The sequence below is a fragment of the Paracoccus sp. pheM1 genome (genome assembly GCF_018499825.1).
GTDB lineage: Bacteria > Pseudomonadota > Alphaproteobacteria > Rhodobacterales > Rhodobacteraceae > Paracoccus > Paracoccus versutus.
This window is the reverse complement of record NZ_JAGXCX010000001.1, coordinates 484210-506346: the sequence shown is the minus strand read 5'-3', so window position 1 is coordinate 506346 and position 22137 is coordinate 484210. Positions and strand designations below refer to the sequence as shown.

The 22137-nt window shown below is 67.5% G+C and carries 17 protein-coding genes and 3 pseudogenes; 12 read left to right on the top strand and 8 right to left on the bottom strand.

From position 1 onward, the window contains the following. Window positions 1-288: 288 nt before the first annotated feature. From KF941_RS02565 to KF941_RS02555, 3 genes are all read right to left on the bottom strand, one after another. The gene (locus tag KF941_RS02565; protein WP_036758140.1) at window positions 289-1614 is read right to left on the bottom strand and encodes an MFS transporter; all 1326 of its coding nucleotides are present in this window, start codon (window positions 1612-1614) and stop codon (window positions 289-291) included. A gap of 278 nt (window positions 1615-1892) precedes the next feature. Then, on the bottom strand, window positions 1893-2159 hold the full coding sequence (locus KF941_RS02560; RefSeq protein WP_214272463.1) for a hypothetical protein: 267 nt from the start codon (window positions 2157-2159) through the stop codon (window positions 1893-1895). 314 nt (window positions 2160-2473) lie between these two features. Then, window positions 2474-3508 carry a LacI family DNA-binding transcriptional regulator gene (locus KF941_RS02555; protein ID WP_036758153.1) on the bottom strand — a complete coding sequence of 345 codons (1035 nt, stop codon included), beginning with the start codon at window positions 3506-3508 and terminating at the stop codon, window positions 2474-2476. A 207-nt stretch (window positions 3509-3715) separates the two neighbouring features. Between KF941_RS02555 and KF941_RS02550 the strand changes: the two genes are divergently transcribed. The 10 genes from KF941_RS02550 (at window position 3716) to KF941_RS02505 (ending at window position 17321) form a co-directional block, all read left to right on the top strand. Continuing rightward, window positions 3716-5125: an aldehyde dehydrogenase family protein gene (locus KF941_RS02550; RefSeq protein WP_214273629.1), complete on the top strand. Its 1410-nt coding sequence runs from the start codon at window positions 3716-3718 to the stop codon at window positions 5123-5125. After that, window positions 5122-6648, top strand: a complete 1527-nt coding sequence (locus KF941_RS02545; RefSeq protein ID WP_214272462.1) for an AMP-binding protein — start codon at window positions 5122-5124, stop codon at window positions 6646-6648. Before KF941_RS02550 ends, KF941_RS02545 begins: the two co-directional genes overlap by 4 nt. Before the next feature lie 157 nt (window positions 6649-6805). After that, a complete protein-coding gene (locus tag KF941_RS02540; RefSeq protein ID WP_036758144.1) occupies window positions 6806-8131 on the top strand; it encodes an MFS transporter in 1326 nt (441 codons plus the stop codon). 215 nt (window positions 8132-8346) lie between these two features. Beyond that, window positions 8347-10128: a sulfoacetaldehyde acetyltransferase gene (gene xsc, locus KF941_RS02535; RefSeq protein ID WP_072462046.1), complete on the top strand. Its 1782-nt coding sequence runs from the start codon at window positions 8347-8349 to the stop codon at window positions 10126-10128. Window positions 10129-10341: 213 nt separating this feature from the next. Next, window positions 10342-11358 (top strand): putative sulfate exporter family transporter, encoded by a 1017-nt coding sequence (locus KF941_RS02530; RefSeq protein WP_214272461.1) that lies wholly within the window; start codon window positions 10342-10344, stop codon window positions 11356-11358. Between the two features lie 3 nt (window positions 11359-11361). After that, the gene (locus KF941_RS02525; RefSeq protein WP_240540196.1) at window positions 11362-12408 is read left to right on the top strand and encodes a phosphate acetyltransferase; all 1047 of its coding nucleotides are present in this window, start codon (window positions 11362-11364) and stop codon (window positions 12406-12408) included. Beyond that, window positions 12377-13951, top strand: a complete 1575-nt coding sequence (locus KF941_RS02520) for a Re/Si-specific NAD(P)(+) transhydrogenase subunit alpha (RefSeq protein ID WP_214272460.1) — start codon at window positions 12377-12379, stop codon at window positions 13949-13951. The genes KF941_RS02525 and KF941_RS02520 overlap by 32 nt, the downstream gene beginning before the upstream one ends. Before the next feature lie 13 nt (window positions 13952-13964). Continuing rightward, window positions 13965-15404: an NAD(P)(+) transhydrogenase (Re/Si-specific) subunit beta gene (locus KF941_RS02515; protein WP_114536335.1), complete on the top strand. Its 1440-nt coding sequence runs from the start codon at window positions 13965-13967 to the stop codon at window positions 15402-15404. Between the two features lie 207 nt (window positions 15405-15611). Then, window positions 15612-16895, top strand: a complete 1284-nt coding sequence (locus KF941_RS02510) for a sulfite oxidase (protein WP_114536160.1) — start codon at window positions 15612-15614, stop codon at window positions 16893-16895. A gap of 12 nt (window positions 16896-16907) precedes the next feature. Continuing rightward, window positions 16908-17321, top strand: a complete 414-nt coding sequence (locus KF941_RS02505; RefSeq protein WP_116222450.1) for a cytochrome C-552 — start codon at window positions 16908-16910, stop codon at window positions 17319-17321. 113 nt (window positions 17322-17434) lie between these two features. Here KF941_RS02505 and KF941_RS02500 read toward each other — a convergent pair. After that, window positions 17435-17629: pseudogene (locus KF941_RS02500) on the bottom strand (IS5/IS1182 family transposase); the annotation flags it as partial. A gap of 225 nt (window positions 17630-17854) precedes the next feature. Here KF941_RS02500 and KF941_RS27775 point away from each other — a divergent pair. Next, a pseudogene (locus KF941_RS27775) lies at window positions 17855-18293 on the top strand (hypothetical protein); the annotation flags it as partial. Window positions 18294-18347: 54 nt separating this feature from the next. Here KF941_RS27775 and KF941_RS28485 read toward each other — a convergent pair. Further along, window positions 18348-18488, bottom strand: a pseudogene (locus KF941_RS28485) (type VI secretion system contractile sheath small subunit); the annotation flags it as partial. Between the two features lie 551 nt (window positions 18489-19039). Between KF941_RS28485 and KF941_RS02490 the strand changes: the two are divergent. Next, on the top strand, window positions 19040-19321 hold the full coding sequence (locus KF941_RS02490; RefSeq protein ID WP_214272458.1) for a hypothetical protein: 282 nt from the start codon (window positions 19040-19042) through the stop codon (window positions 19319-19321). A 92-nt stretch (window positions 19322-19413) separates the two neighbouring features. On the opposite strand, the gene argF is transcribed toward KF941_RS02490, so the two are convergent. The 3 genes from argF to KF941_RS02475 form a co-directional block, all read right to left on the bottom strand. Continuing rightward, the gene (argF, locus tag KF941_RS02485) at window positions 19414-20340 is read right to left on the bottom strand and encodes an ornithine carbamoyltransferase (protein WP_036760744.1); all 927 of its coding nucleotides are present in this window, start codon (window positions 20338-20340) and stop codon (window positions 19414-19416) included. Window positions 20341-20437: 97 nt separating this feature from the next. Then, the gene (locus KF941_RS02480) at window positions 20438-20914 is read right to left on the bottom strand and encodes a GNAT family N-acetyltransferase (RefSeq protein WP_214272457.1); all 477 of its coding nucleotides are present in this window, start codon (window positions 20912-20914) and stop codon (window positions 20438-20440) included. Next, window positions 20907-22079 carry an aspartate aminotransferase family protein gene (locus KF941_RS02475; protein WP_214272456.1) on the bottom strand — a complete coding sequence of 391 codons (1173 nt, stop codon included), beginning with the start codon at window positions 22077-22079 and terminating at the stop codon, window positions 20907-20909. The genes KF941_RS02480 and KF941_RS02475 overlap by 8 nt, the downstream gene beginning before the upstream one ends. Window positions 22080-22137: the final 58 nt, after the last annotated feature.

The following is a 22137-nucleotide window of genomic DNA, read 5'->3' as shown; positions in this document are numbered from 1 at the left end:
GGCTCGGCACGCTGGATCAGCGGGTCGCGCTGAAACCCCCGCCGCGGCGTCCGGCATCTGCCGGCCCGGCTCGTCCCGGCGGCGGAGAGCTTGTCGAAGGCCGGGCAAGCCGATCCGTGCCCGGCGGTGTCGAAATCCGCCTGGACAGGACGCCCGGAAAAGACCCTTCCCTGCCCGGCCCTTTCACCCTCGGCTGCGGCGGACCGGATGTCCTGCCGGCGCCGTCACCAGCCGCTCCTTGCACCGGCAAGGAAAGGGCGGCTGGTCGTCTCTTGCCGAATGAGGCGCTCAGCTCAGGTGCTTGCCCTTGGTTTCCGGCGCCCACATGATCGACAGGACCAGGCCCAGCAGCGGGAAGCCCGCCATCATCGTCAGCGTGGCCGAGAAGCCGAAGGTCTGCATCAGCCAGGGCAGCAGGAAGGTCACGCCCGCCGCGGAAATGCGCGAGAAGGCGGCCGAGAAGCCGACGCCGGTAGCCCGGACATGGGTGTCGAAGATCTCGGGCGGATAGACATACTGGATGTCGTTGGCGGCCGGGGCCACGAACATGTAGATGCCGAACAGGCCCAGCACGATCCAGGCGGGCGCTTGTGGGAACAGGCCCAGGCCCAGCAGCGTCAGCAGGATGATGGCAAACGTCCAGATGACGAAGCCGCGCCGGCTCATCCAGTGCAGCAGAAGGATGCCGGCGAACGCGCCCGCGATCTGGATGGCGTTCAGCCACATGTCGACCGAGCCCGATTCCTCGACGCCCAGGGATTGCAGCACCGGCATCATGAAGGTGAAGATGCCGAAGAACGGGCCGACCTGGCAGAACCAGAAAAGGCCCGAATACAGCGATTGCCGCCAGGTCCGGGCAGTGAACAGCTCGCGCGGCGAGGCGTGTTCCGCGCCCAGCTCGATTTCGGGGATGTAGAACTCCTTGCCGAAATGGCGGTCGACGACAGCGCGCGCCTCGGCCTTGCGGCCCCTGGCTTGCAGCCACATCGGGGTTTCCGGCAGGGTCATCCGCAAGACGAAGGTGATGATCGCCGGCACGGCACTGGTCGCCAGCAGCATGCGCCAGTTGTCGCCCTGGTAAAGCGCGCCCACGATGAAGGCGAGCGTGAAGCCCACCTGCCAGCCGATCGAGAAGCTGCCCAGCAGCATCCCCCGCCCCCTGCGGCGCGAGAACTCGGCCAGCACCGACGAGCCGACCGCATATTCGACGCCGACGGCTAGGCCCAGCGCCAGCCGCAGCGCCACCAGTTGCCAGACGTCCTGGACGAACAGTTGCATCAGCGACAGCAGGATGAAGGCGGCAAGGTTCCAGCCGAACACCGGCCGGCGGCCGAAGCGGTCGGCCAGGTTGCCAAAGAACAGCCCGCCCACGAAGATGCCGATCAGCGCGCTCGATGCGATCAGGCCCTGGGCCAGCGCGGAAAGCTGCATCTCGTTTCCGGCCAGCGACAGGGCCGGGCCGACGATGCCCAGGACATAGCCGTCCAGCACCGCGCCGCCCAGAACGGCGGCGGCGGCCAGGACGTGAATGGTTTTCAGCGGCGCCTCGTCGACAGGCAGGCGCCCCTGGGCGTCCCGCACCGCCGGCCCGCCCGACAGTATTGCAATGGCCATCTATCCTCCTCGTTCCGTTCAAGCCCGAGGCTTCCGCTGAAGAGCGGCGGAACCTCGCAAATCCGCATGATCCATGGCTTGCCCACGATGTGGCTCCTCCGCAGGCCATGAAGGCGGTGGCTGGCGCATGGCTTGCCGGCGAATGCCTGGCACCTGGCCGCCAAGGCTATCCCGGCGCCGCTTTCGACGCGCGTCGCCGGCTGCATCCCCATGGCGCACAGGCCGCCCAGCCAGGGTTTTTTCAGCGGATCGGGCGCGAAACCCGCAAGCAATCCCGCTCAAATTTGCCGCGGTTCTTTCGCATCCGTTCTGTCGGATTTGCGCGGTTCGGCGGCAAGCCCCCTATCAGCCAGCATCGTGTCGCCGTCATGCCGGGCCAGAATTGCGAAGATGCGCTCCTCGACCTCGCCACTGGCCGAGCGCAAAGGAATGCCGAGGAAATCCAGCGCCGCCACGTCCTCGGCGAGTCCCGCAAGGATGACGCATCCATCCAGCGGCTGGCGAAGAAGCTGGCCCGCCCAGGCGCCGCGCTCCGCTTCCGCCATGAGGCGGGGTCCGACCGGCTAGGCCTCGAACGCCTGATCGAGACGCTCGGCAGCTGCGCGGCCGTCGCCCCGTCGCCGATCCCAGCCGCCCCGGCGATTGCAGGAAGACCAACCGCCGGCAGCCGGGCGCTTGGCACGGCTGCCGGCGGGCGGGGAAACTCACGCAGATGCGGAGGTGGGCGCTGGCCCATGAGGCCGGCTGACCCGGTTCGGAGACCCCGCAATGGGGCGGAATGGAATAGGGCAATGCGGCTGTATTCTTTCGAAACGCATTGCGTGCGGACAAGGGGATACGCCTTCCCCGCTGCAAATACCTACACGATCGCCCCGGACAGCTCGACCGCAATCGCTGTGCTGCTACGCATAATCAGTTCCAATTCAATCTTGCTATGAACCATGTAATTGGGATCGGGCGCGCCAATCATCGCAAGAATCTCTCGCCCCGCGGTGGCCCCCAATTTCTGCGCGGGGATGCGCACTGTGGTGAGCGCCGGTTCCATCTGCGCCGAGCCGGCAAAGTCGCCGATGCCGATCACCGACAAGGTGGTGGGAATGGCGATCCCCAGCCGCGCCGCCGCATAGATCGCCCCCTGCGCGATCACGTCATTGGCGCAAAGCAAGGCGCTCGGCCGGTCCTGTCCCGCCAGTAATTCCAGGCAGGCGGCCTTGGCCTGGGCGATGCTGTAGGGCACCTCGACCTGCCAGCGATCCTGCAACACGATGCCGGCATCGCGGAAAACAGCCGTCGCCGCCGTCTTGCGGTCACGTGCCCGGTCGTTGTCGAAGGTGGTGGGAAAGACCATGCCGATGCGGCGATGCCCCAGTGCGATCAGATGTTCGGCTGCCATCCGCCCCGCCTCGCGGTTGTCCACCCCGATGCAGGGCAGCGCCGAATCCGGCAGGTAGTTCCAGAGCGCCAGCAATGGCACGCGCTGTTCGGCGATCAGACGGAAGGTGCCGGCGCTGTGATCCAGCCCGACCACCGCCAGCGCATCGACGCGATGCTCCAGCAATTTGCGAACCAGCCGATATTCGGTCTCCAGATCGTAGCCATGCGAGGCCAGGAGCAGGGTGAAGCCCTGCTCGCTGACCGTGTCGTTAAAAGCCTGGACCACTTCGGCGAAGATGGTGTTGGCGACGGTCGGCACCACCAGACCGATGGTGGCGCTGCGCTTGCCATGCATGGCCTGCGCGGCGCGGTTGCGGATATAGCCGGATTTCTCGATCGCCAGTTCGACCTTCTTGCGCGTCGCCGGATGCACCAGATCCGGGTGATTCATCACCCGCGACACCGTCGCCGGTGAAACGCCTGCAAGATTGGCTACGAAAACAATATCTGGCTTAATCATCAGATTTTCCACATATATTTTTGTGAATCATAAAATTTAATGAAAACAGTTGCAAGACTGTTTTCATGGCCTAGGGTCGAAAACCACGGCAAGAGGAGGCCGTGCCAGACCAACATTGCAGACAGGGCGAGCCCCGGTTTTTCCGGGCTGCTGACCTATTCACCTTCCCGGCGGGCGGACTGCCGGGAGCAGGAGCAAATGACAGGTATGAACATCTCGAACGATATTCTTTCGGTCGACGCGGCGATGGTGCGGGCGCGCAGCGCCCAGGCCGGATACGAGGCGGGGGGCAGCCAGAGCCGCTATGACCGGGCTGCCCTTGCCGTCGGCTGGGCCATCATGCAGCCCGAACGCAACCGGCAACTGGCGGAACTGGCGGTCCGCAGCACCGGGCTGGGCAATGTCGCCGACAAGATCGTCAAGAACCATCGCAAGACGCTGGGTCTTTTGCGCGACATCCGTGGCGTGGCCACGCATGGCATCCTGTCCGACGACCCCGAAACCGGCATCGCCGAGATCGCGCGGCCCATCGGCGTGATCGGCGCGGTGGTGCCCTCGACCAACCCGGCCGCGACGCCGGCGAACAACATCATCAACGCGCTGAAATGCGGCAATGCCATCGTTCTGTCGCCCTCGCCCAAGGGGGTGGCCTGTTGCGAGATGCTGCTGGGGTTCATCCATGCCGAGTTCGACCGCATCGGCGAGGACCGCGACCTGGTGCAGATGCTTCCAGGGCAAGGCAGCAAGGCCAAGACCCAGCGCCTGCTGGAGACCGCCGACCTGGTGGTCGTGACCGGCAGCCAGGACAACGTGCGGCGCGCCTATGAAAGCGGCACCCCCGCCATCGGCGTCGGCGCCGGCAATGTGGCGGTGATCGTGGACGAGACCGCCGACCTGGCCGATGCGGCGGGCAAGATCGCCGCCTCCAAGACCTTCGACAATGCGACATCCTGTTCGTCCGAAAATGCGCTGATCGTGGTGGATGCGGTCTATGACGCCTTCGCCGCTGCACTTGCGGCCGAAGGGGGCGCGGTCCTGCCGCCGTCCGAAGCGCCGGGTATCGTGGCCCGGCTCTGGCAGGACGGGCATATGAACCGCGAGATCATCGCCAAGGATGCCGAGGTGATGATCGACCGGCTGGGGCTGGCCGGCAGGGTGCCGCCCGGTACCCGGCTGATCGCGGTCGAGACCGAGGGCATCGGTCCCGACCATCCGCTGTCGGGCGAAAAGCTCAGCCGCATCGCCGCGCTTTACCGCGCGCGGGATTTCGAGCACGCGGCGGAACTGGCGCGCCGCATCCTGAGCCATCAGGGCGCCGGCCATTCGGTCGGGCTGCATTCGCGCGACGCGGATCGCCCGCTGGCGCTTGGCCGCGACCTGCCGGTCTGCCGGGTCATCGTCAACCAGGCGCATTGCTTTGCGACCGGCGGCGCCTTCGACAACGGCCTGCCCTTTTCGCTGTCGATGGGGTGCGGAAGCTGGGGCGGCAACTCCATCGACGCCAATTTGAACTGGCGCCATTTCATGCAGCGCACCCGCGTCGTGCGGCCAATTCCCCCGCGCGAGCCGGCGCTTGACGAGATCTTCGGCAGCTATTGGCAGGAGGCGGGGAAATGAGGCTGGATCCGCTGAACCCGCCGCAGGGCACCACCCGCGACTGGCTGGACCATCGTGCCGCCGACCAGGGCCGGACGATCAGCCATGTCTTTCCCGAGGACGGCTCGGTCCTGACCTGGCGCGAATTGCGCGACGAGGCCGCCCGCATCGCCGGGCATCTGGCCGGGCTGGGCCTGGAGCGCGGCGAAAGCGTCGCGCTGATGATGCCCAATGGCCGCAATGCGGTGCTGGGCCTTTACGGCGCGCTTTACGGCGGCTTTCGGGCCACCATGATCAACCTGATCGCCGGCGCCGATGCCATCGGCTATGTGCTGTCGCATTCCGGCGCCCGCGCCCTGCTGGTCGATCCCGGCCAGCGCGCGCTGCTGGAGGCGGCGCTCGCCGCCCATCCTGCCGCGCCTGTGGTGATCGAGGCGGGTGCCGGCTTCGACTGGCCCGCCGGCTGCGCGCCGGCCGAGCCGCATCCGCATGGCGCCGCGGACGATGCGCTGCTGATGTATACCTCGGGCACCACCGGCCGGCCCAAGGGCGTGGTGCACAGCCATGCCAGCCTGCTGGCCGGCGGCTGGACCACGGCGTTGGCGCATGAGCTGCGGCCCGAGGACCGGGCCTTGTGCGTGCTGCCCATCTATCACATCAACGGGCTTTGCGTGACCATCCTTGGCCCGCTGCTCTCGGGCGGTTCGGTGGTGGTCTGCGACCGCTTTTCGGCCAGCCGGTTCTGGGGCCTGTGCGACCGGCACGAGGCCAGCTGGTTCTCGGTCGTGCCGACGATCATCTCGCATCTGCTGCATGGCGAGGGCGAGCCGTCGCCGGCTGCCCGAGCGCGGCTGCGCTTCGGCCGCTCGGCCTCGGCGGCTCTGGCGCCCGAGGTGCAGTCGAGCTTCGAGCGCCGCTTCGGCATTCCCATCGTCGAGACCATGGGCCTGACCGAGACGGCGGCCCAGATCCTGTCGAACCCGCTGCCGCCGGGCCTGCGCAAGATCGGCTCGCCCGGCCGGGCGGTGGGCAACCAGGTGGCGATCCTGTCGCCCGACCTGCGCCCGCTGCCGCCGGGCATCGAGGGCGAGATCGCCGTGCGCGGCGCCAATGTCATGCGCGGCTATCTGGGCGACCCGGCCGCGACCGCCGCCGCGCTGACCCCGGACGGCTGGCTGCGCACCGGCGACCTGGGCCAGATGGACGAGGAAGGCTACGTCTTCGTCACCGGCCGCCTGAAGGAGCTGATCATCAAGGGCGGCGAGAACATCGCCCCGCGCGAGATCGACGAGGCGCTCTATACCCATCCCGACGTGATCGAGGCCGCGGCCTTCGCCCGCCAATGCGCCCGCTACGGCGAGCGGGTCGAGGCGGCCGTCACCCTGCGCCCCGGCTCGCCGCTTGGCGCGCCCGAGCTGATCTCGATCTGCGAGGAGCGGCTGGGGAAGTTCAAGTCGCCCGAGGTGATCCACCTGATGGCCGAGCTGCCCAAGGGCCCCTCGGGCAAGATCCAGCGCCTGAAGCTGGCGCAACTGACACAATAGCGCCCGAGGGGCAGGAAGGAGGCGTCGTTTCCCAAGAACACGGCCCGCCGCCAGGAGCCCGAAGACCCGCCGGAGGAGGGCGGAGCTTCAACAGAGGACCGCGCAACGGGCCGCAAACGGACGTGCCAACACATCCAGCATAATCCAGGGAGGAGACATGCTAAGGCTTACCCGATTCAGGACGACGGACCGCGTTCTGTTCGTCATCTGCCTGATGTATCTGGTCACCTATATCGACCGGGTGAACATCAGCACCGCCGCCCCCGCCATGCAGGCCGAGCTGGGCCTGTCGAATTTCGAGTTGGGGCTGGCGTTTTCCGCTTTCGCCTATCCCTATGCGCTGTTCCAGATCCTCGGCGGCCGGCTGGGCGACCGGCTGGGACCGCACAAGACCCTGATCATCTGCGGCACCGTCTGGTCGGCCGCAACCGTGATGATCGGCTTCGTCGAGGGCGCGGTCTCGCTCATCATCGCGCGCGTGCTTCTGGGCATGGGCGAAGGCTCGGCCTTCCCGACCGCCACGCGGGCGCTGTCGAACTGGATGCCGGCCGAGAAGCGCGGCTTCGCGCAGGGCATCACCCATGCCTTCGCCCGTTTCGGCAATGCGCTGACCCCGCCGCTGATCGCCTTCCTGGTCATCGCGCTGTCCTGGCGGCATGCCTTCGTCATCGTCGGCCTGATCAGCTTCCTATGGGTGGCGCTGTGGTGGTGGTATTTCCGCGACGATCCCCGCAGCCACAAGGGCATCACGCCCGAGGAACTGGAGGCCCTGCCGGACCAGAGGATCGTGGGCGAGCGCAAGACCCTGCCCTGGGGCCGGCTGCTCAAGCGCATGCTGCCGGTGACGATCACCGATTTCTGCTATGGCTGGACGCTGTGGCTGTTCCTGAACTGGATCCCGTCCTATTTCCTGCACCAGCACGAACTGGACCTGAAGAAATCCGCCATCTTCGCGGCCGGCGTCTTCCTGGCCGGGGTCGTGGGCGACCTGGCGGGCGGCTGGCTCAGCGACGGCATCCTGCGCCGCACCGGCAATGTCGCCCTGGCGCGGATCAGCGTGATCATCCTGGGCTTCCTGGGCGCCTTCGCCTGCATGTTGCCGGTGATGTTCTCGACCGATCTGGTGACGGTGGCGATCAGCCTCAGCGCCGCCTTCTTCTTCGCCGAGCTGATCGTGGCGCCGATCTGGGCCACGCCGATGGATATCGCGCCGCAATACTCCGGTACTGCCAGCGGTTTCATGAACTTCGGCTTTGGCCTGGCCGGGATGATCTCGCCTATCGTCTTCGGGCTGATCATCGACCTGACCGGACGCTGGGATCTGCCCTTTGCCGCCTCGCTGGTCTTGCTTCTGCTGGGCGCGGGCATGGCACTGTTCATCCGGCCTGACCGTCCGTTTCTCGACGATCCAGCGAACGAGGACGCGAACGAAGACAAGGATCTGGACTGCGATCCGCAGATCGCCGGCGCAGTATCGAAATGAAGAAGGGACCTGCCCTGCCGGGCAGGTCCGATCCCCCCGCCACGCCAAACCAAGCCAAGCCAAATGGCATGCGAAGGATCACCCGGAGCAGTTCGATCGATGCCAGGGCCGATGCGAAATGTCTTTCCTTGGGATCGGCATGTTCCCGGTCTGGTCCGGCAGCGAATTATGCGCGTCGCCGTTGGATAATATACTGAAAATGCAAGGAAAATAGAATGAGAATGACCACTGAGGAGTCTTTTGTGAAAGTTCTCCAGCTTCACGGGATCGAGCATGCGTTCGGGATCATCGGCTCTGCGATGATGCCTGTGTCGGACCTGTTTCCCAGGGCTGGGATCACGTTCTGGGACTGCGCGCACGAGACGAACGCCGGGATGATGGCGGACGGGTTCACCCGCTCGACCGGCCGGATGTCGATGGCGATCGCGCAGAACGGCCCCGGCGTGACCGGCTTCGTCACGCCGGTCAAGACCGCCTACTGGAACCACACCCCGCTGCTCTTGGTCACGCCGCAGGCGGCGAACCGCACCATCGGCCAGGGCGGCTTCCAGGAGATGGAGCAGATGCGCATCTTCGCCGATTGCGTCTGCTACCAGGAAGAGGTGCGCGACGCCTCGCGCATCCCCGAGGTCTTGAACCGGGTGATCATGCAGGCCTGGCGCAACTCGGCCCCGGCGCAGATCAACATCCCGCGCGACTTCTGGACCCAGGTCATCGACGTGGAGCTGCCGCAGGTGGTCGCCTTCGAGCGGCCCGCGGGCGGCGAGCAGGCGGTGGCCGAGGCGGCAAAGCTGCTGTCCGCGGCCGAGTTCCCGGTGATCCTGTCGGGCGCCGGCGTGGTGCTGTCGGGCGCGATCCCGGAGCTGGCCAGGCTGGCCGAGCGGCTGGATGCGCCGGTCTGCTCGAACTACCAGCACAACGACAGCTTCCCCGGCTCGCACCCGCTGGCCATGGGCCCCTTGGGCTACAACGGCTCGAAGGCGGCGATGGAGATCATCGCCAGGGCCGACGTGGTGCTGGCGCTGGGCACGCGATTGAACCCGTTCTCGACCCTGCCGGGCTATGGCATCGACTACTGGCCGAAGGACGCCAGGATCATCCAGGTCGACATCAACGCCGACCGCATCGGGCTGACCAAGAAGGTCACGGTCGGCATCCAGGGCGACGCGGCCAAGGTGGCGCGCGGCATCCTGGCGCAGCTCGCCCCCACCGCCGGCGATGCCGGCCGGGCGGAACGCAAGGCGCTGGTGGCGCAGACCAGGTCCCGCTGGGCGCAGGAACTGTCGAGCCTGGACCACGAGGAGGACGATCCCGGCACCGAATGGAACGAGGACGCGCGCAGGCGCGACGCCGGGCTGATGAGCCCGCGCCAGGCCTGGCGGGCGATCATGCAGGCGGTGCCGAAGGAGGCGATCGTCAGCTCGGACATCGGCAACAACTGCGCCATCGGCAATGCCTACCCGAGCTTCGAGGCCGGGCGGAAATACCTGGCGCCGGGGCTGTTCGGGCCCTGCGGCTACGGCTTCCCGGCGATCCTGGGCGCCAAGATCGGCAATCCGGACGTGCCGGTGATCGGCTTTGCCGGCGACGGCGCCTTCGGCATCTCGATGAACGAGATGACCGCCTGCGGCCGCGAGGACTGGCCGGCGATCACCATGGTGATCTTCCGCAACTACCAGTGGGGGGCGGAAAAGCGCAACACCACGCTGTGGTACGACAACAACTTCGTCGGCACCGAGCTGGACCGCGACACCTCCTATGCGAAGATCGCCCAGGCCTGCGGGCTCGTCGGCGTGCAGGTGAAGAGCCAGGAGGAACTGACCGCGGCGCTGCACGATGCGGTCGAGCGGCAGATGAAGAACCGCGAGACCACCTTCATCGAGGTGCTGCTGAACCAGGAACTGGGCGAGCCCTTCCGCCGCGACGCGATGAAGAAGCCGGTGGTGGTCGCCGGCATCGACCCGGCCGACATGCGCCCCCAGCAGGGCGCGGCCTGAGGCGGGACGGCGGCGGAAGGCCGGGGCGTCCCCTGCCTTTCTCCGTTTCCCAAATACCCCGGGGGGGCGCTTGCGCGGCCCCATCGAGGGGCCGCGCAAGCGCGAGGGGGGCAGGGCCCCCCTCGGCGCCCCCGCCCCGCCCGCGGCCCCCATGACACCCCCCGGCGCGCAGCAACAAGCGCCCCGGCCCATCCCCGCATCCCGGTGAGGACGATGATTTCCACCATGATCCCTTCGCGCGGCCTGATCGAGGAAGCCTTTCCGGGCTTCGCCGTCTCGGCGCTGGTCGCGGCCACGGCGCAGTTCCTGTCGGATCATTACGGCGCCCCCGCCATGCTGCTGGCGCTGCTTCTGGGCCTGGCGCTGAACTTCCTGGCCGAGGAGGGCACCCGCACCGCCCCCGGCATCGCCTTTACCGCGCGCACCGTGCTGCGGCTGGGGGTGGCGCTTCTGGGCGCGCGCATCTCGGCCGGCATGCTGGCGGCGCTGGGGCCGGGCGCCATCGCGCTGGTGGCGGCGGGCGTGGTGCTGACCATCCTGTTCGCCCTTGCCGCCAGCCGGCTGGCCGGCCGCGGCTGGCGCTTTGCGCTGCTGACCGGCGGCTCGGTGGCGATCTGCGGCGCCTCGGCGGCCATGGCCATCGCCGCCGTCCTGCCCCGGCACGAGAAATCCGAACGCGACCTGGTCTTCACCGTGCTGTCCGTCACCGTGCTTTCGACCGTGGCCATGGTGCTCTACCCGATGCTGGCCGGGCTTTTCGGCTTCACCGCCCGCGATTCCGGCGTCTTCCTGGGCGGCACCATCCATGACGTCGCCCAGGTGGTCGGCGCCGGCTTCTCGATCGGCCCCGAGGCGGGCGAGACCGCGACCCTGGTCAAGCTGATCCGCGTCGCCATGCTGGCGCCGGTGGTGCTGTGCTTTTCCCTGGCGATCCGGGCGCGCGGGCTTTCGGACCGCCGGGGCGGCAAGGCGCCGCCGCTGCTGCCGGGCTTCGTCATCGGCTTTCTCGCGCTCGCCACGCTCAACAGCCTGGGGCTGGTGCCGCCGGCGGTCTCGGACTTCGCCGGGCAGCTGTCCCGCTGGGCATTGCTGATCGCCATCGCCGCCGTCGGCATCAAGACCTCGCTCGGCAAGATGCTCGAGGTCGGCGCCGGCGCCATCGGGCTGATCGTGGCCGAGACCGTGTTCCTGGGCGTCTTCGTCGTCGCCGGCCTGCATTTCCTGGGGTAAGAGATGAAACCGCTCGAGCGCATCCACCAGACCGCCAAGGCGCTGGACCGCCACATCATCCTGTCCGAGGGCGACGACCCGCGCGTGGCCGAGGCCGCCCGCCGGCTGCTGGCCGAGGGGCTGGCGCGCGTCACCCTGATGGGCGGGCCCGAGATCCCCGGCGCCCGCCGCATCGACCCGGCCGGCGCGCCCGACCTGGCGGAACTGGCCGACCATTGGCACCGCATGCGCGCGGCCAGGGGCATGACCGGCGAACGCGCGCTGGCCGAGATGCGCGACCCGATCCGCCAGGCGGCGATGCGGGTGCGGCTGGGCCAGGCCGACGGCACGCTGGGCGGCGCCGTCGCCACCACCGCCGACACCGTCCGCGCCGCATTGCAGATCATCGGCCGGGCCCCCGATGCCGGCATCGTGTCGAGCTTTTTCCTGATGCTGTCCTGCGGGCCGGGCGCGCCGATCAGGGGCGGCATGATCTTTGCCGATTGCGGGCTGGTGATCCAGCCCGACGCGCAGGAGCTCGCCGCCATCGCGCTTTCGGCCGCCGGAAGCTGCCGCCGGCTGCTGGCCGAGGAGCCGCGGGTGGCGCTGCTGTCCTTCTCGACCGCGGGCTCGGCCGACCACCCGAGCCTCGGGCGGCTGCGCGAGGCGCTGGCGCTGATCCGCGCCGCGGCCCCGGATCTCGAGGTGGATGGCGAGATGCAGTTCGACGCCGCGCTGGACGAGGCGATCCGGGCGAGGAAGGCGCCGGCCAGCCGGCTGTCGGGGCGGCCGAACGTCTTCGTCTTTCCCGACCTCGCCGCGGGCAATATCGGCTACAAGATCGCCGAGCGCCTGGGCGGCCTCACCGCCATCGGGCCCATCCTGCAGGGACTGGCAAAACCCGCAAACGACCTCTCGCGAGGATGCTCCGTCAAAGACATCGTCGACGCAGCAGCCGTAACCGCCGTCCAGACAGCAGAAGCCGGCAATGTCGTTTTTCAGCCATATAGAATACGCAAGCCAGTAGGGAGGTGGCCTTGTGAAGATCGGCGGATTGAAGGAGATTTTTGAGGGGGAGGCTCGGGTCGCCATCACTCCGTCCTCTGCGGGGCATCTGCGCAAGCTGGGGCATGACGTGCATGTCGAGACTGGCGCGGGGGTTCGTGCGGGGTTTTCGGATGCGGCCTACGAGGCGGCGGGCGTCACCGTGCATCCCAATGCCGCGGCGCTGGTCGGGGCGGTGGAGGTGGTGGTCAAGGTCCGGCCGCCGAGCGAGGCCGAGCTGCGGCAGATGCGGCGCGGGCAGACCCTGATCTCGCATTTCTGGCCGGCGCAGAACCCCGACCTCCTGGAGCTGGCGCGCGAACAGGGCGTCACCGCCATCGCCATGGACATGGTGCCGCGCATCAGCCGCGCGCAGAAGATGGACGCGCTGTCCTCGATGGCCAATATCGCCGGCTACCGGGCGGTGATCGAGGCGGCGAACAACTTCGGCCGCTTCTTCACCGGCCAGGTGACGGCGGCGGGCAAGGTGCCGCCGGCCAAGGTGCTGGTGGTGGGCGCGGGCGTCGCCGGGCTTGCCGCCATCGGCGCGGCGGTCAGCCTGGGCGCGCAGGTCCATGCCTTCGACGTGCGCCCCGAGGTGGCCGAGCAGATCGAATCGATGGGCGCGGAATTCGTCTACCTGGACTTCCAGGACCAGGTGCAGGACGGGGCCGCGACCGGCGGCTATGCCGCGCCCTCGAGCCCCGAGTTCCGGGAAAAGCAGCTCGAGAAGTTCCGCGAACTGGCGCCCGGGATGGACATCGTCATCACCACGGCGCTGATCCCCGGCCGCGATGCGCCGAAGCTCTGGACCCGCGACATGGTCGCGGCGATGAAGACCGGCTCGGTCATCGTCGACCTGGCGGCCGAGCGCGGCGGCAATTGCGAGCTGACCGTGCCGGACGAGCGCATCGTCACGGAAAACGGCGTGGTGATCATCGGCTATACCGACTTCCCGTCGAGGATGGGCGCGCAAGCCTCGGAGCTTTACGGCAACAACATCCGCCACATGCTCTCGGACCTGACGCCGGGCAAGGACGGCGTCATCGTGCAGAACATGGAGGACGACGTGATCCGCGGCTCGACCGTCGCCCATGACGGCGACGTGACCTGGCCGCCGCCGCCGCCCAGGGTCGCGGCCATCGCCGCCCAGAAGCCGCGCGAGAAGCCCAGGGAGCCGACCCCCGAGGAGCGGCGCGCGCAGGAGATCGCCGCCTTCCGCGCCCAGACCCGCAGCCAGGTCACGCTGCTCGGCGCGGGCGCGGCGGCGATGCTGCTGGTGGGGCTGTTCGCGCCCGCGAGCTTCCTGTCGCATTTCATCGTCTTCGTGCTGGCGGTCTTCGTCGGTTTCCAGGTGATCTGGAACGTCAGCCATTCGCTGCACACGCCCCTGATGGCGATCACCAACGCGATCTCGTCGATCATCATCGTCGGCGCGCTCCTGCAGATCGGCTCGGGCGGCTGGCTGGTGGTGTTCCTGGCGGCGCTGTCGGTGCTGATGGCGGGCGTCAACATCTTCGGCGGCTTCCTGGTCACGCGCCGGATGCTCGCCATGTTCCAGAAGTCGTAAGGGGAGAGGGCGCATGGAATACGGATTCACCACCGCCGCCTATGTGGTCGCGGCCGTGCTGTTCATCCTGTCCCTGGGCGGGCTTTCCGGCCAGGAAAGCGCCAAGCGCGCGGTCTGGTACGGCATCGCGGCCATGGCGCTGGCGGTGGTCGCGACGCTGATCGGGCCGGGCTACGGCAACTGGGGGCTGACGCTGGTCATGCTGGCCATCGGCGGCGCCATCGGCTGGGTCGTGGCCAAGCGGGTGCAGATGACCGAGATGCCGCAGCTGGTCGCGGCCATGCACAGCCTGGTCGGCCTGGCCGCGGTGCTGATCGGCTTCAACGCCCAGTTCGAGCTCTCGCGGGTGCTGCGCGCCCGCGCCGCCGACGCGGCGGCCGAGTTCCACGGCTTCGCCGCCGTGCTGGCGCACAAGACCCCGGCCGAGATCGCCATGCTCAAGGTCGAGGTGGCGCTGGGGATCTTCATCGGCGCGGTGACCTTCACCGGCTCGATCGTGGCCTTCGGCAAGCTCGCCGGCAAGATCGACGGCAAGCCCCGCAAGCTGCCGGGCGGGCACATGCTGAACGCGGCTGCGGCGGCGCTGTCGCTCTTGTCGGTGATCCTTTACTGCACTGCCGGGGCGCCGGTGCTGTGGCTGGTGCTGATCACGCTTCTGGCCTTCTTCATCGGCTATCACCTGATCATGGGCATCGGCGGCGCCGACATGCCGGTGGTGGTGTCGATGCTGAACAGCTATTCCGGCTGGGCGGCGGCGGCGATCGGCTTCACCCTGGGCAACGACCTCCTGATCGTGGTGGGCGCGCTGGTCGGCTCCTCGGGTGCGATCCTGAGCTACATCATGTGCAAGGCGATGAACCGCAACTTCGTCAGCGTGATCCTGGGCGGCTTCGGCGGCGAGGCGGGCCCGGCGATGGAGATCGAGGGCGAGCAGGTGGCGATCGACGCCGACGGCGTGGCGGCGGCGCTGAACGAGGCGGACGAGATCGTCATCGTGCCGGGCTACGGCATGGCGGTGGCGCAGGCGCAGCAATCGGTCAGCGAGCTGACGCGCAAGCTGCGGGCGCGCGGCAAGAACGTGCGCTTTGCCATCCACCCGGTGGCGGGGCGCCTGCCGGGGCACATGAACGTGCTTCTGGCCGAGGCCAAGGTGCCCTACGACATCGTGCTGGAGATGGACGAGATCAACGAGGATTTCCCCTCGACCGACGTGGCGATCGTGATCGGCTCGAACGACATCGTGAACCCGGCGGCGCAGGAGGATCCGAACTCGCCGATCGCGGGCATGCCGGTGCTGGAGGTGTGGAAGGCCAAGCAGGTGTTCGTCTCCAAGCGCGGCCAGGGCACCGGCTATTCGGGCATCGAGAACCCGCTGTTCTACAAGGAAAACACCCGCATGTTCTACGGCGACGCCAAGAAATCCATCGACCAGCTCCTGCCCATGATCGAGTGAGCGGGCGATCTCGCTGTTGGTGGCGGCGATGCAGCTCGATGCCCTCAGGTGTCTCCGATATATTCTAATAAACACAACGAGTTGCTGTTGTTATGGCTTTGCCGATGGGCAATGCTTTCCCGAAATGAAGTTGCAAGGCGCGTCCTGGAGGAGGGCCTTGCGGACAGCCGGTTGCGCGCAAAGCGCACCAAGCCACGGAGGAAACCCATGTCCGATAGAACCGATTCCACCTCGATCCCGCAGGATGCCGAGGCCCCGAGCGGATCGCGGCGCCGCTTTCTGAAAACGACGGGGCTGTCCGCGCTTGGCGCCATGCTGGGCATGGCCGTCCCGTTCGAGCGCAACCTGCCCGCCGGCTTCGTGCCCGCCGCCCTGGCCCAGGATACCGGCCTGGACCTGATGGCCGGCAAGCAGGGGCTCATCGTGCTGGGCGACCGGCCGCTGAACGCGGAGACCCCGGCGCATCTGCTGGACGACGACGTCACCCCCTATGAGCGGCTGTTCATCCGCATGAACGGCCTCGTGCCGCAGACGGCGCTGGACCAGGATGCCGAGGGCTGGGTGCTGACCGTGGACGGCGAGGTCGAGACCCCGCTGGAGCTGACCATCGACGATCTGAAGTCGCGCTTCGAGACCGTCACCCGCCGGCTGGTGATCGAATGCGGCGGCAACGGCCGGGCCTTCTTCCAGCCCGGAACCTCGGGCAACCAATGGACCGTCGGCGCGGTCGGCTGCCCGGAATGGACCGGCGTGCGGCTGGCCGACGTGCTGAAGGCGGCGGGCGTCAAGGAAAGCGCCGTCTATACCGGGCATTACGGCAACGACGTGCATCTGAGCGGCGACGAGGAGAAGGAGGTGATCTCGCGCGGGGTGCCGATCGAAAAGGCGCTGGAGGAGGACGCGGTCATCGCCTGGGCGATGAACGGCGAACCCTTGCCGGCGCTGCACGGCTTTCCGCTGCGGCTGGTGGTGCCGGGCTATCCGGCCTCGGCCTCGCAGAAATACCTCGACCGCATCCGGGTCCGCGACAGGGAACATGACGGCGCCAAGATGACCGGCGATTCCTATCGCATCCCGGCCTATCCGGTCGCCCCCGGCACCGAGGTGCCCGAGGAGGACATGGTGGTGCTGACCGAGATGCCGGTGAAGTCCATCGTCACCTTCCCGCAGACCGGCGCCGAGGTGAAGGCGGGCGAGGCGGTCGAGGTCCGCGGCCATGCCTGGTGCGGCAAGGGCGACGTGGCCGCGGTGCATGTCTCGCTGGATTTCGGCCAGACCTGGCAGGACGCGGAACTGGAGCCGGCGGCGAACCGCTTTGCCTGGCAGCGCTGGCGCGCGACGCTGACCCTGCCGCAGCATGGCTATTACGAGGTCTGGGCGCGGGCCACCGACCAGGACGGCATCGGCCAGCCGCCGCTGTCGCCGGTCTGGAACCCGCGCGGCTATGCCAACAACATCCAGCACCGCATCGCGCTGGTCGCGGTCGGGTGAGGGGTGATGGCGATGCGCATTATTCTGACGACCGTGGCTGCGACCCTGGCCGTGCTGGTGCTTGGCGCCGGGCTGGCCGTGGCCGAGGCCAGGCTTGACCCGATGCAGGCGCTGGCGGGCCGGCCCGCCGGCGCGAACCCGCTCGACCCGATGACGGCGATCCGTGCCAAGGCGGATGCGGGCGAGGCGCGGGCGGGGAACGAGGAATTCGGCGGCCTGCCCGACGGCGCGGGCGCCGAGGAGACCTATTACCAATGCGTCGCCTGCCATTCGACCGAGATCATCAAGCAGCAGCGCGTCACCGACCACCGCTGGGACGAGCTGTGGCGCTGGATGGTCGAGGCGCAGGGCATGGTCGAGCCCGAGCCGGAAACCAAGGCGCTGATCCTGGCCTATCTCAAGGCGAACTTCTCATCCGAGCGGTAAGGAGATGGGGGCGGACGCTTAAAGGCCGCTGCCATCGCCTGCAGGCTGATCAAAACGGCCAAGCTGAACGCCACAGTCGATCCCCAGGCCTAGGGTCAGGACAGGTTCTCGGGTCAGGTCCAGAAGATCATGGTCGCGGCGAAGGCTAGGGCGAAGAGGGAAACCTTCGGGCAGCGGTCATAACGGGTGACGACCCGTCGCCAGTCCTCGAGTCTGCCGAAACGGGATCTCTCGATCCTGTTTCGGCGTCTGCAGCGTCGCTTATCGTGTTTGACGGGCTTGCCGCCAGACTTCCGGCCCGAGATGCAGGTGTCGCCAAAGCGTTTCCCGGCGGTGTGTAAGCCGGCATGGCCAACTGCCCCCGTAACGGGGGTGATCGGCTTGCCAAACAGCCCCCCCTTTACACTGATGGTCATGATGCCCCCGTAGTCATCGGGGGCACAGTGCGGGATGCTGGTTGTGGAGAGAGTTGCGAAGATCCGTCGGGCGGATTTCCAGGAGCAGAAGACGATCAAGCAGATCTGCCGGGAGTCTTCTTCGGGGCCTGCGTTCGTGGGATCTACGACAACATGAAGACGGCGGTGGATACGATCTTCATCGGCCGCGACCGCGCCTGCAATCGCGTTCGCCTGTTCTCTCGAACCGCTGGCGTTCACAGGCTCACTCCGGCAGATGTGCGGGCACTACCTGGTCGAGCCGCCGTCCCTTGGGCTTGAACCAATGGCGCCTCAATGAATGGCCCTGCACCCCGGCCTCTGGCTGGGACTGCGCCTGCGTGGCGCCATCGGTTCGAGCCCGCTGGCGCAGGGACAGGTCGAGAACCAGGTCGGCGTTGTCCGGCGGCGGTTCTTCGTGCCTCGACCGAAGTCCAAGAGCCATGCCGAACTCAATGCCTGGCGCGAGGATCGCTGTGTTGCATGGGCCAGGTCGCATCCGCACCCGGAGCTTCGCGATCGCACGATCTGGGAGATTCATTTCGGCCATCACGCTGGAGAGGAAATTCTTGTCGATCGAAACCGCCTTGCGCTCTTCAAGCCCGGTTTCGTCGGGCCGCGCTGTGAAGTCGCCGAGAACCACCATCTTCAGAGGCAGTTCAACCTCTGCTTGCCGATCGCCGGTTCCGGGGACAAACTTGGCGTTGATTCGCTCCTTGAGAGCGACCGACACGCCCTTTAACCATTACACATCTCCTCGGAACCCATGCATGCGCATAACGATAGTTAACGCGCCGGCAAGTCGGCCTTGAGTTGCACGAAGCCCGACTTTCCTGTTGATCCGCACCCATCCGCTCGCATGGGCAGATCGAAGGAAACGCTACATATTGTCGTCATACTGAAGATAACTGCATAAATACACCACACATATGGCATACGATGGCATGCAGCCAGTTGCCCGCCCCTGCGCGCTTGCACCGCATCTTCCCATGGGCAGGACGCCTTCCGACGCTTCCGGCGATCATGTCGCCGACTCAGCTTCGATAGCGATGAACCGGATCACCTCGCCTGCTTCGTCAGGCGCAGGAAGTCCGACCCGCGGCGGCCGTAGCCCTCGCGCTTGCGCTCCTCGGCACGCACCAGCGCGAAGAGACAAGCCTCGGCATCCTCATGCTATCGGAACAGGAAGGCTCGAATCTTCCGGTCGTGGCCGCCGATATGGCCGTAATGCCCGGTCAGCGCCCCGTCCCGCGTGATCGAGGGCAGTCAGGAGGGATAGGTCGCGTGAGCCTCGTCGGCGTCGGGATGGGGTCGATCCCCATCTGCTCATGGAAGAAGGCGCGCATCGGCAGGGGCGGATTCGAGATAGCCGACGAGATCAGCTATCAGCGCGTCGTCGCGGTCGCAGCGCTGCTCCAGCAGGAGATGGCCGTGATTTCGGACATCGCTCAGGAGTGCTCGAACCAGCGTTTCAGCGCATCCGGCGGGCGCGGACGGATATGCACGGTCAACGCGGAATTCCCCAGCACCTGTTTGGGAAACTCGTCCGCCTGCATAAAATGCTGATGCATCCAGGAAGCTGGCCCGCCATCCCGCGCCCCAGGCCCCCGCTGCAAAGGGTCCATGCTCCGAAGGGCGCGGACGTTCGGGCGGACGGATCAAAGCCCCAGGCACCAGCGCATGACGGCCTTTTGCGCATGCAGCCGGTTCTCGGCCTCGTCGAAGATGACCGAGTTCGGGCCGTCCATCACCGCGCTCGTCGCCTCGTCGTCGCGATGCGCGGGCAGGCAATGCATGAACAGCGCATCGGGCTTGGCGCACGCCATCAGCGCCTCGTTCACCTGGTAGGGACGCAACTGGTTGTGCCGCCGCTCGCGCGCCGATTGCGGGTCGTGCATCGACACCCAGGTATCCGTCACCACCAGGTCGGCGCCCTCGACCGCCTTGGCCGGGTCGCGCTCGATCACCGCCTGCACGCCCTGGGCGCGGGCGAAGTCCAGCGCCTCGCGCTCGGGGTCCAGCGTCGGCGGGCCGGTAAAGGTGAAGTCATAGCCGAACTGCCCGGCGGCATGGATCAGCGAGCAGCAGACATTGTTGCCGTCGCCCGACCAGACCACTTTCCTGCCGGCGATGGGGCCGCGATGTTCCTCGAAAGTCATCACGTCGGCCATGATCTGGCAGGGATGGGTGCGGTTCGTCAGCCCGTTGATCACCGGGACGCTGGCATATTCCGCCATCTCCAGCAGCGTCGCCTCTTCGAAGGTGCGGATCATGATCAGGTCCACATAGCGCGACAGCACCCGCGCGGTGTCGGCGATGGTCTCGCCGTGGCCCAGCTGCATCTCGCTGCCCGAGAGCACCATGGTCTGCCCGCCCATCTGCCGCACGCCCAGGTCGAAGCTGACGCGGGTCCGGGTCGAGGGCTTTTCGAAGATCAGCGCCACCATGCGGTTCCTGAGCGGCAAATCGGCGTCGGGCGCACCCTTGGGCTGGCCGTTGCGCGCATCCTTCATCCGGCGCGCAGCGTCGATCATGCCGCGCAGGTCTGCCTTGTCGGTGGTATGGATGTCGAGGAAACTGTTCATTTGTGACTGTCTTTCGGATTGATCTGGCAAGCAAGCCGCTTTGCCTGGGGGAGGTCAAGGCCAAAGGCCCCGCGTCGTGGCGGAAATCGACCTCTCCTCATCGGTGCCGCGTCATGATGCGCGCCAGGGTTCCGTCTTCCGAAGGGCGCAGTTCCTCGCCGCGGAAGCCGGCCTTTTCATAGGCGCGGATCGCGCGCAGGTTTCCCGGCTCGGGGTCGATGACCAGGACCGGCGCCTCGGCTAACAATGCATCGGACAGGGCGCGCAGCCAGAGCCCGCCGTGGCCGAACCCCCGGGGGCCGGAAAAGCAGTCGATCGCCAGCGCATCGCCGGGCAGGCCGGCGAAATGCGGCGCGCCCCAGTGATGCGCCGGGTAATACTGGGCATAGGCGATGGGCGCGCCGTCGCAAAGCGCGATGACCTGCCGCATCGCCGGCTCGTCCAGATCCTCCGCGATCCCGGCCAGCTCCGCCTCGGCCCCGCGCCACCAGCGCGCGACCTCGGGTTGGCGCAGCCAATCCGCCAGCATGGGCAGGTCGGCGCGCGTGACCGGCCGGAAGCCGAACCTATCCATCCAGCCTGCCGGCGGCCCGGTCCAGCCGGGCGACCGCCTCGGCGATCTCCGCGTCGCTGATGGTCAGCGGGGGCAGCAGGCGCAGGGTGTTGTCGGCCGCGGCCACGGTCAGGATGCGCTCGGCATAGCCAGCATTGACCAGATCGCCCGGCGCGACCTTGCATTTCAGGCCCAGCATCAGCCCCTGGCCGCGCACCGTTTCGAAGACCTCGGGATGCGCCGCCACCAGCCCCTCCAGCTTCTGCCGGAAAAGCGCGGCCTTGCGGTTCACCTCGGCCAGGAATTCGGGCTGGGCGATGATCTCCATCACCTTGGCGCCCACCGCGCAGGCCAGGGGGTTGCCGCCATAGGTCGAGCCATGCGTGCCCGCCACCATGCCGGCAGCCGCCTTTTCGGTCGCCACCACCGCGCCCAGCGGGAAGCCGCCGCCGATGCCCTTGGCGATCATCATGATGTCGGGGGTGATGCCGGCATATTCATGCGCGAACAGCTTGCCGGTGCGGCCCATGCCCGATTGCACCTCGTCCAGCACCAGCAGCGCGCCGGTCTGGTCGCAAAGCGCGCGGATCGCTGCCAGGTCGGCGTCGGGCAGCGGACGGATGCCGCCCTCGCCCTGCACCGGCTCCAGCATGACGGCGGCGGTGCGGTCCGAGATGGCGGCCTTCAGCGCCTCCATGTCGCCCCAGGGCAATTGCCGGAAACCGGGCATCAGCGGGCCGAAACCCTTGACCATCTTTTCCGAACCCGCCGCCGCGATGGCGCCGGTCGAACGGCCATGGAAAGCGCCCTCGAAGGTCAGGATCTCGTAGCGGTCGGGGTCGCCCTGCTCGCTCCAATACTTGCGCACCATCTTGATCGCCAGTTCCGCGGCCTCGGTGCCGGAGTTGGTGATGAAGGCGGTGTCGGCAAAGGTATGCTCGACCAGCAAATCGGCGAGCCTTTCCTGCTCGGGGATCTGGTAGAGGTTCGAGACATGCCAGATCCGGCCCGCCTGTTCGGTCAGCGCGGCGACCAGGTCGGGATTGGCATGGCCCAGCGCATTCACCGCGATGCCCGCGCCCAGGTCCAGGTATCGCGTCCCGTCCGTCGCGATGGCCCAGGAGCCCTCGCCCCGCTCGAAGGCGATGGGGGCACGGTTATAGGTCGGCAGGACATGCGAAATCATGGAGTTACCCTCTCTGGGAACGGCCGCGCGGCGGCACCATGGCTGACGGAAAGGCAGG

Bases quoted from the DNA above. Each gene is read 5' to 3' on its own strand.
- KF941_RS02565 (WP_036758140.1), bottom strand. From the start codon at position 1,614: ATGGCCATTGCAATACTGTCGGGCGGGCCGGCGGTGCGGGACGCCCAG.
- KF941_RS02560 (WP_214272463.1), bottom strand. From the start codon at position 2,159: ATGGCGGAAGCGGAGCGCGGCGCCTGGGCGGGCCAGCTTCTTCGCCAG.
- KF941_RS02555 (WP_036758153.1), bottom strand. From the start codon at position 3,508: ATGATTAAGCCAGATATTGTTTTCGTAGCCAATCTTGCAGGCGTTTCA.
- KF941_RS02550 (WP_214273629.1), top strand. From the start codon at position 3,716: ATGAACATCTCGAACGATATTCTTTCGGTCGACGCGGCGATGGTGCGG.
- KF941_RS02545 (WP_214272462.1), top strand. From the start codon at position 5,122: ATGAGGCTGGATCCGCTGAACCCGCCGCAGGGCACCACCCGCGACTGG.
- KF941_RS02540 (WP_036758144.1), top strand. From the start codon at position 6,806: ATGCTAAGGCTTACCCGATTCAGGACGACGGACCGCGTTCTGTTCGTC.
- xsc (WP_072462046.1), top strand. From the start codon at position 8,347: ATGAGAATGACCACTGAGGAGTCTTTTGTGAAAGTTCTCCAGCTTCAC.
- KF941_RS02530 (WP_214272461.1), top strand. From the start codon at position 10,342: ATGATTTCCACCATGATCCCTTCGCGCGGCCTGATCGAGGAAGCCTTT.
- KF941_RS02525 (WP_240540196.1), top strand. From the start codon at position 11,362: ATGAAACCGCTCGAGCGCATCCACCAGACCGCCAAGGCGCTGGACCGC.
- KF941_RS02515 (WP_114536335.1), top strand. From the start codon at position 13,965: ATGGAATACGGATTCACCACCGCCGCCTATGTGGTCGCGGCCGTGCTG.
- KF941_RS02510 (WP_114536160.1), top strand. From the start codon at position 15,612: ATGTCCGATAGAACCGATTCCACCTCGATCCCGCAGGATGCCGAGGCC.
- KF941_RS02505 (WP_116222450.1), top strand. From the start codon at position 16,908: ATGCGCATTATTCTGACGACCGTGGCTGCGACCCTGGCCGTGCTGGTG.
- argF (WP_036760744.1), bottom strand. From the start codon at position 20,340: ATGAACAGTTTCCTCGACATCCATACCACCGACAAGGCAGACCTGCGC.
- KF941_RS02480 (WP_214272457.1), bottom strand. From the start codon at position 20,914: ATGGATAGGTTCGGCTTCCGGCCGGTCACGCGCGCCGACCTGCCCATG.
- KF941_RS02475 (WP_214272456.1), bottom strand. From the start codon at position 22,079: ATGATTTCGCATGTCCTGCCGACCTATAACCGTGCCCCCATCGCCTTC.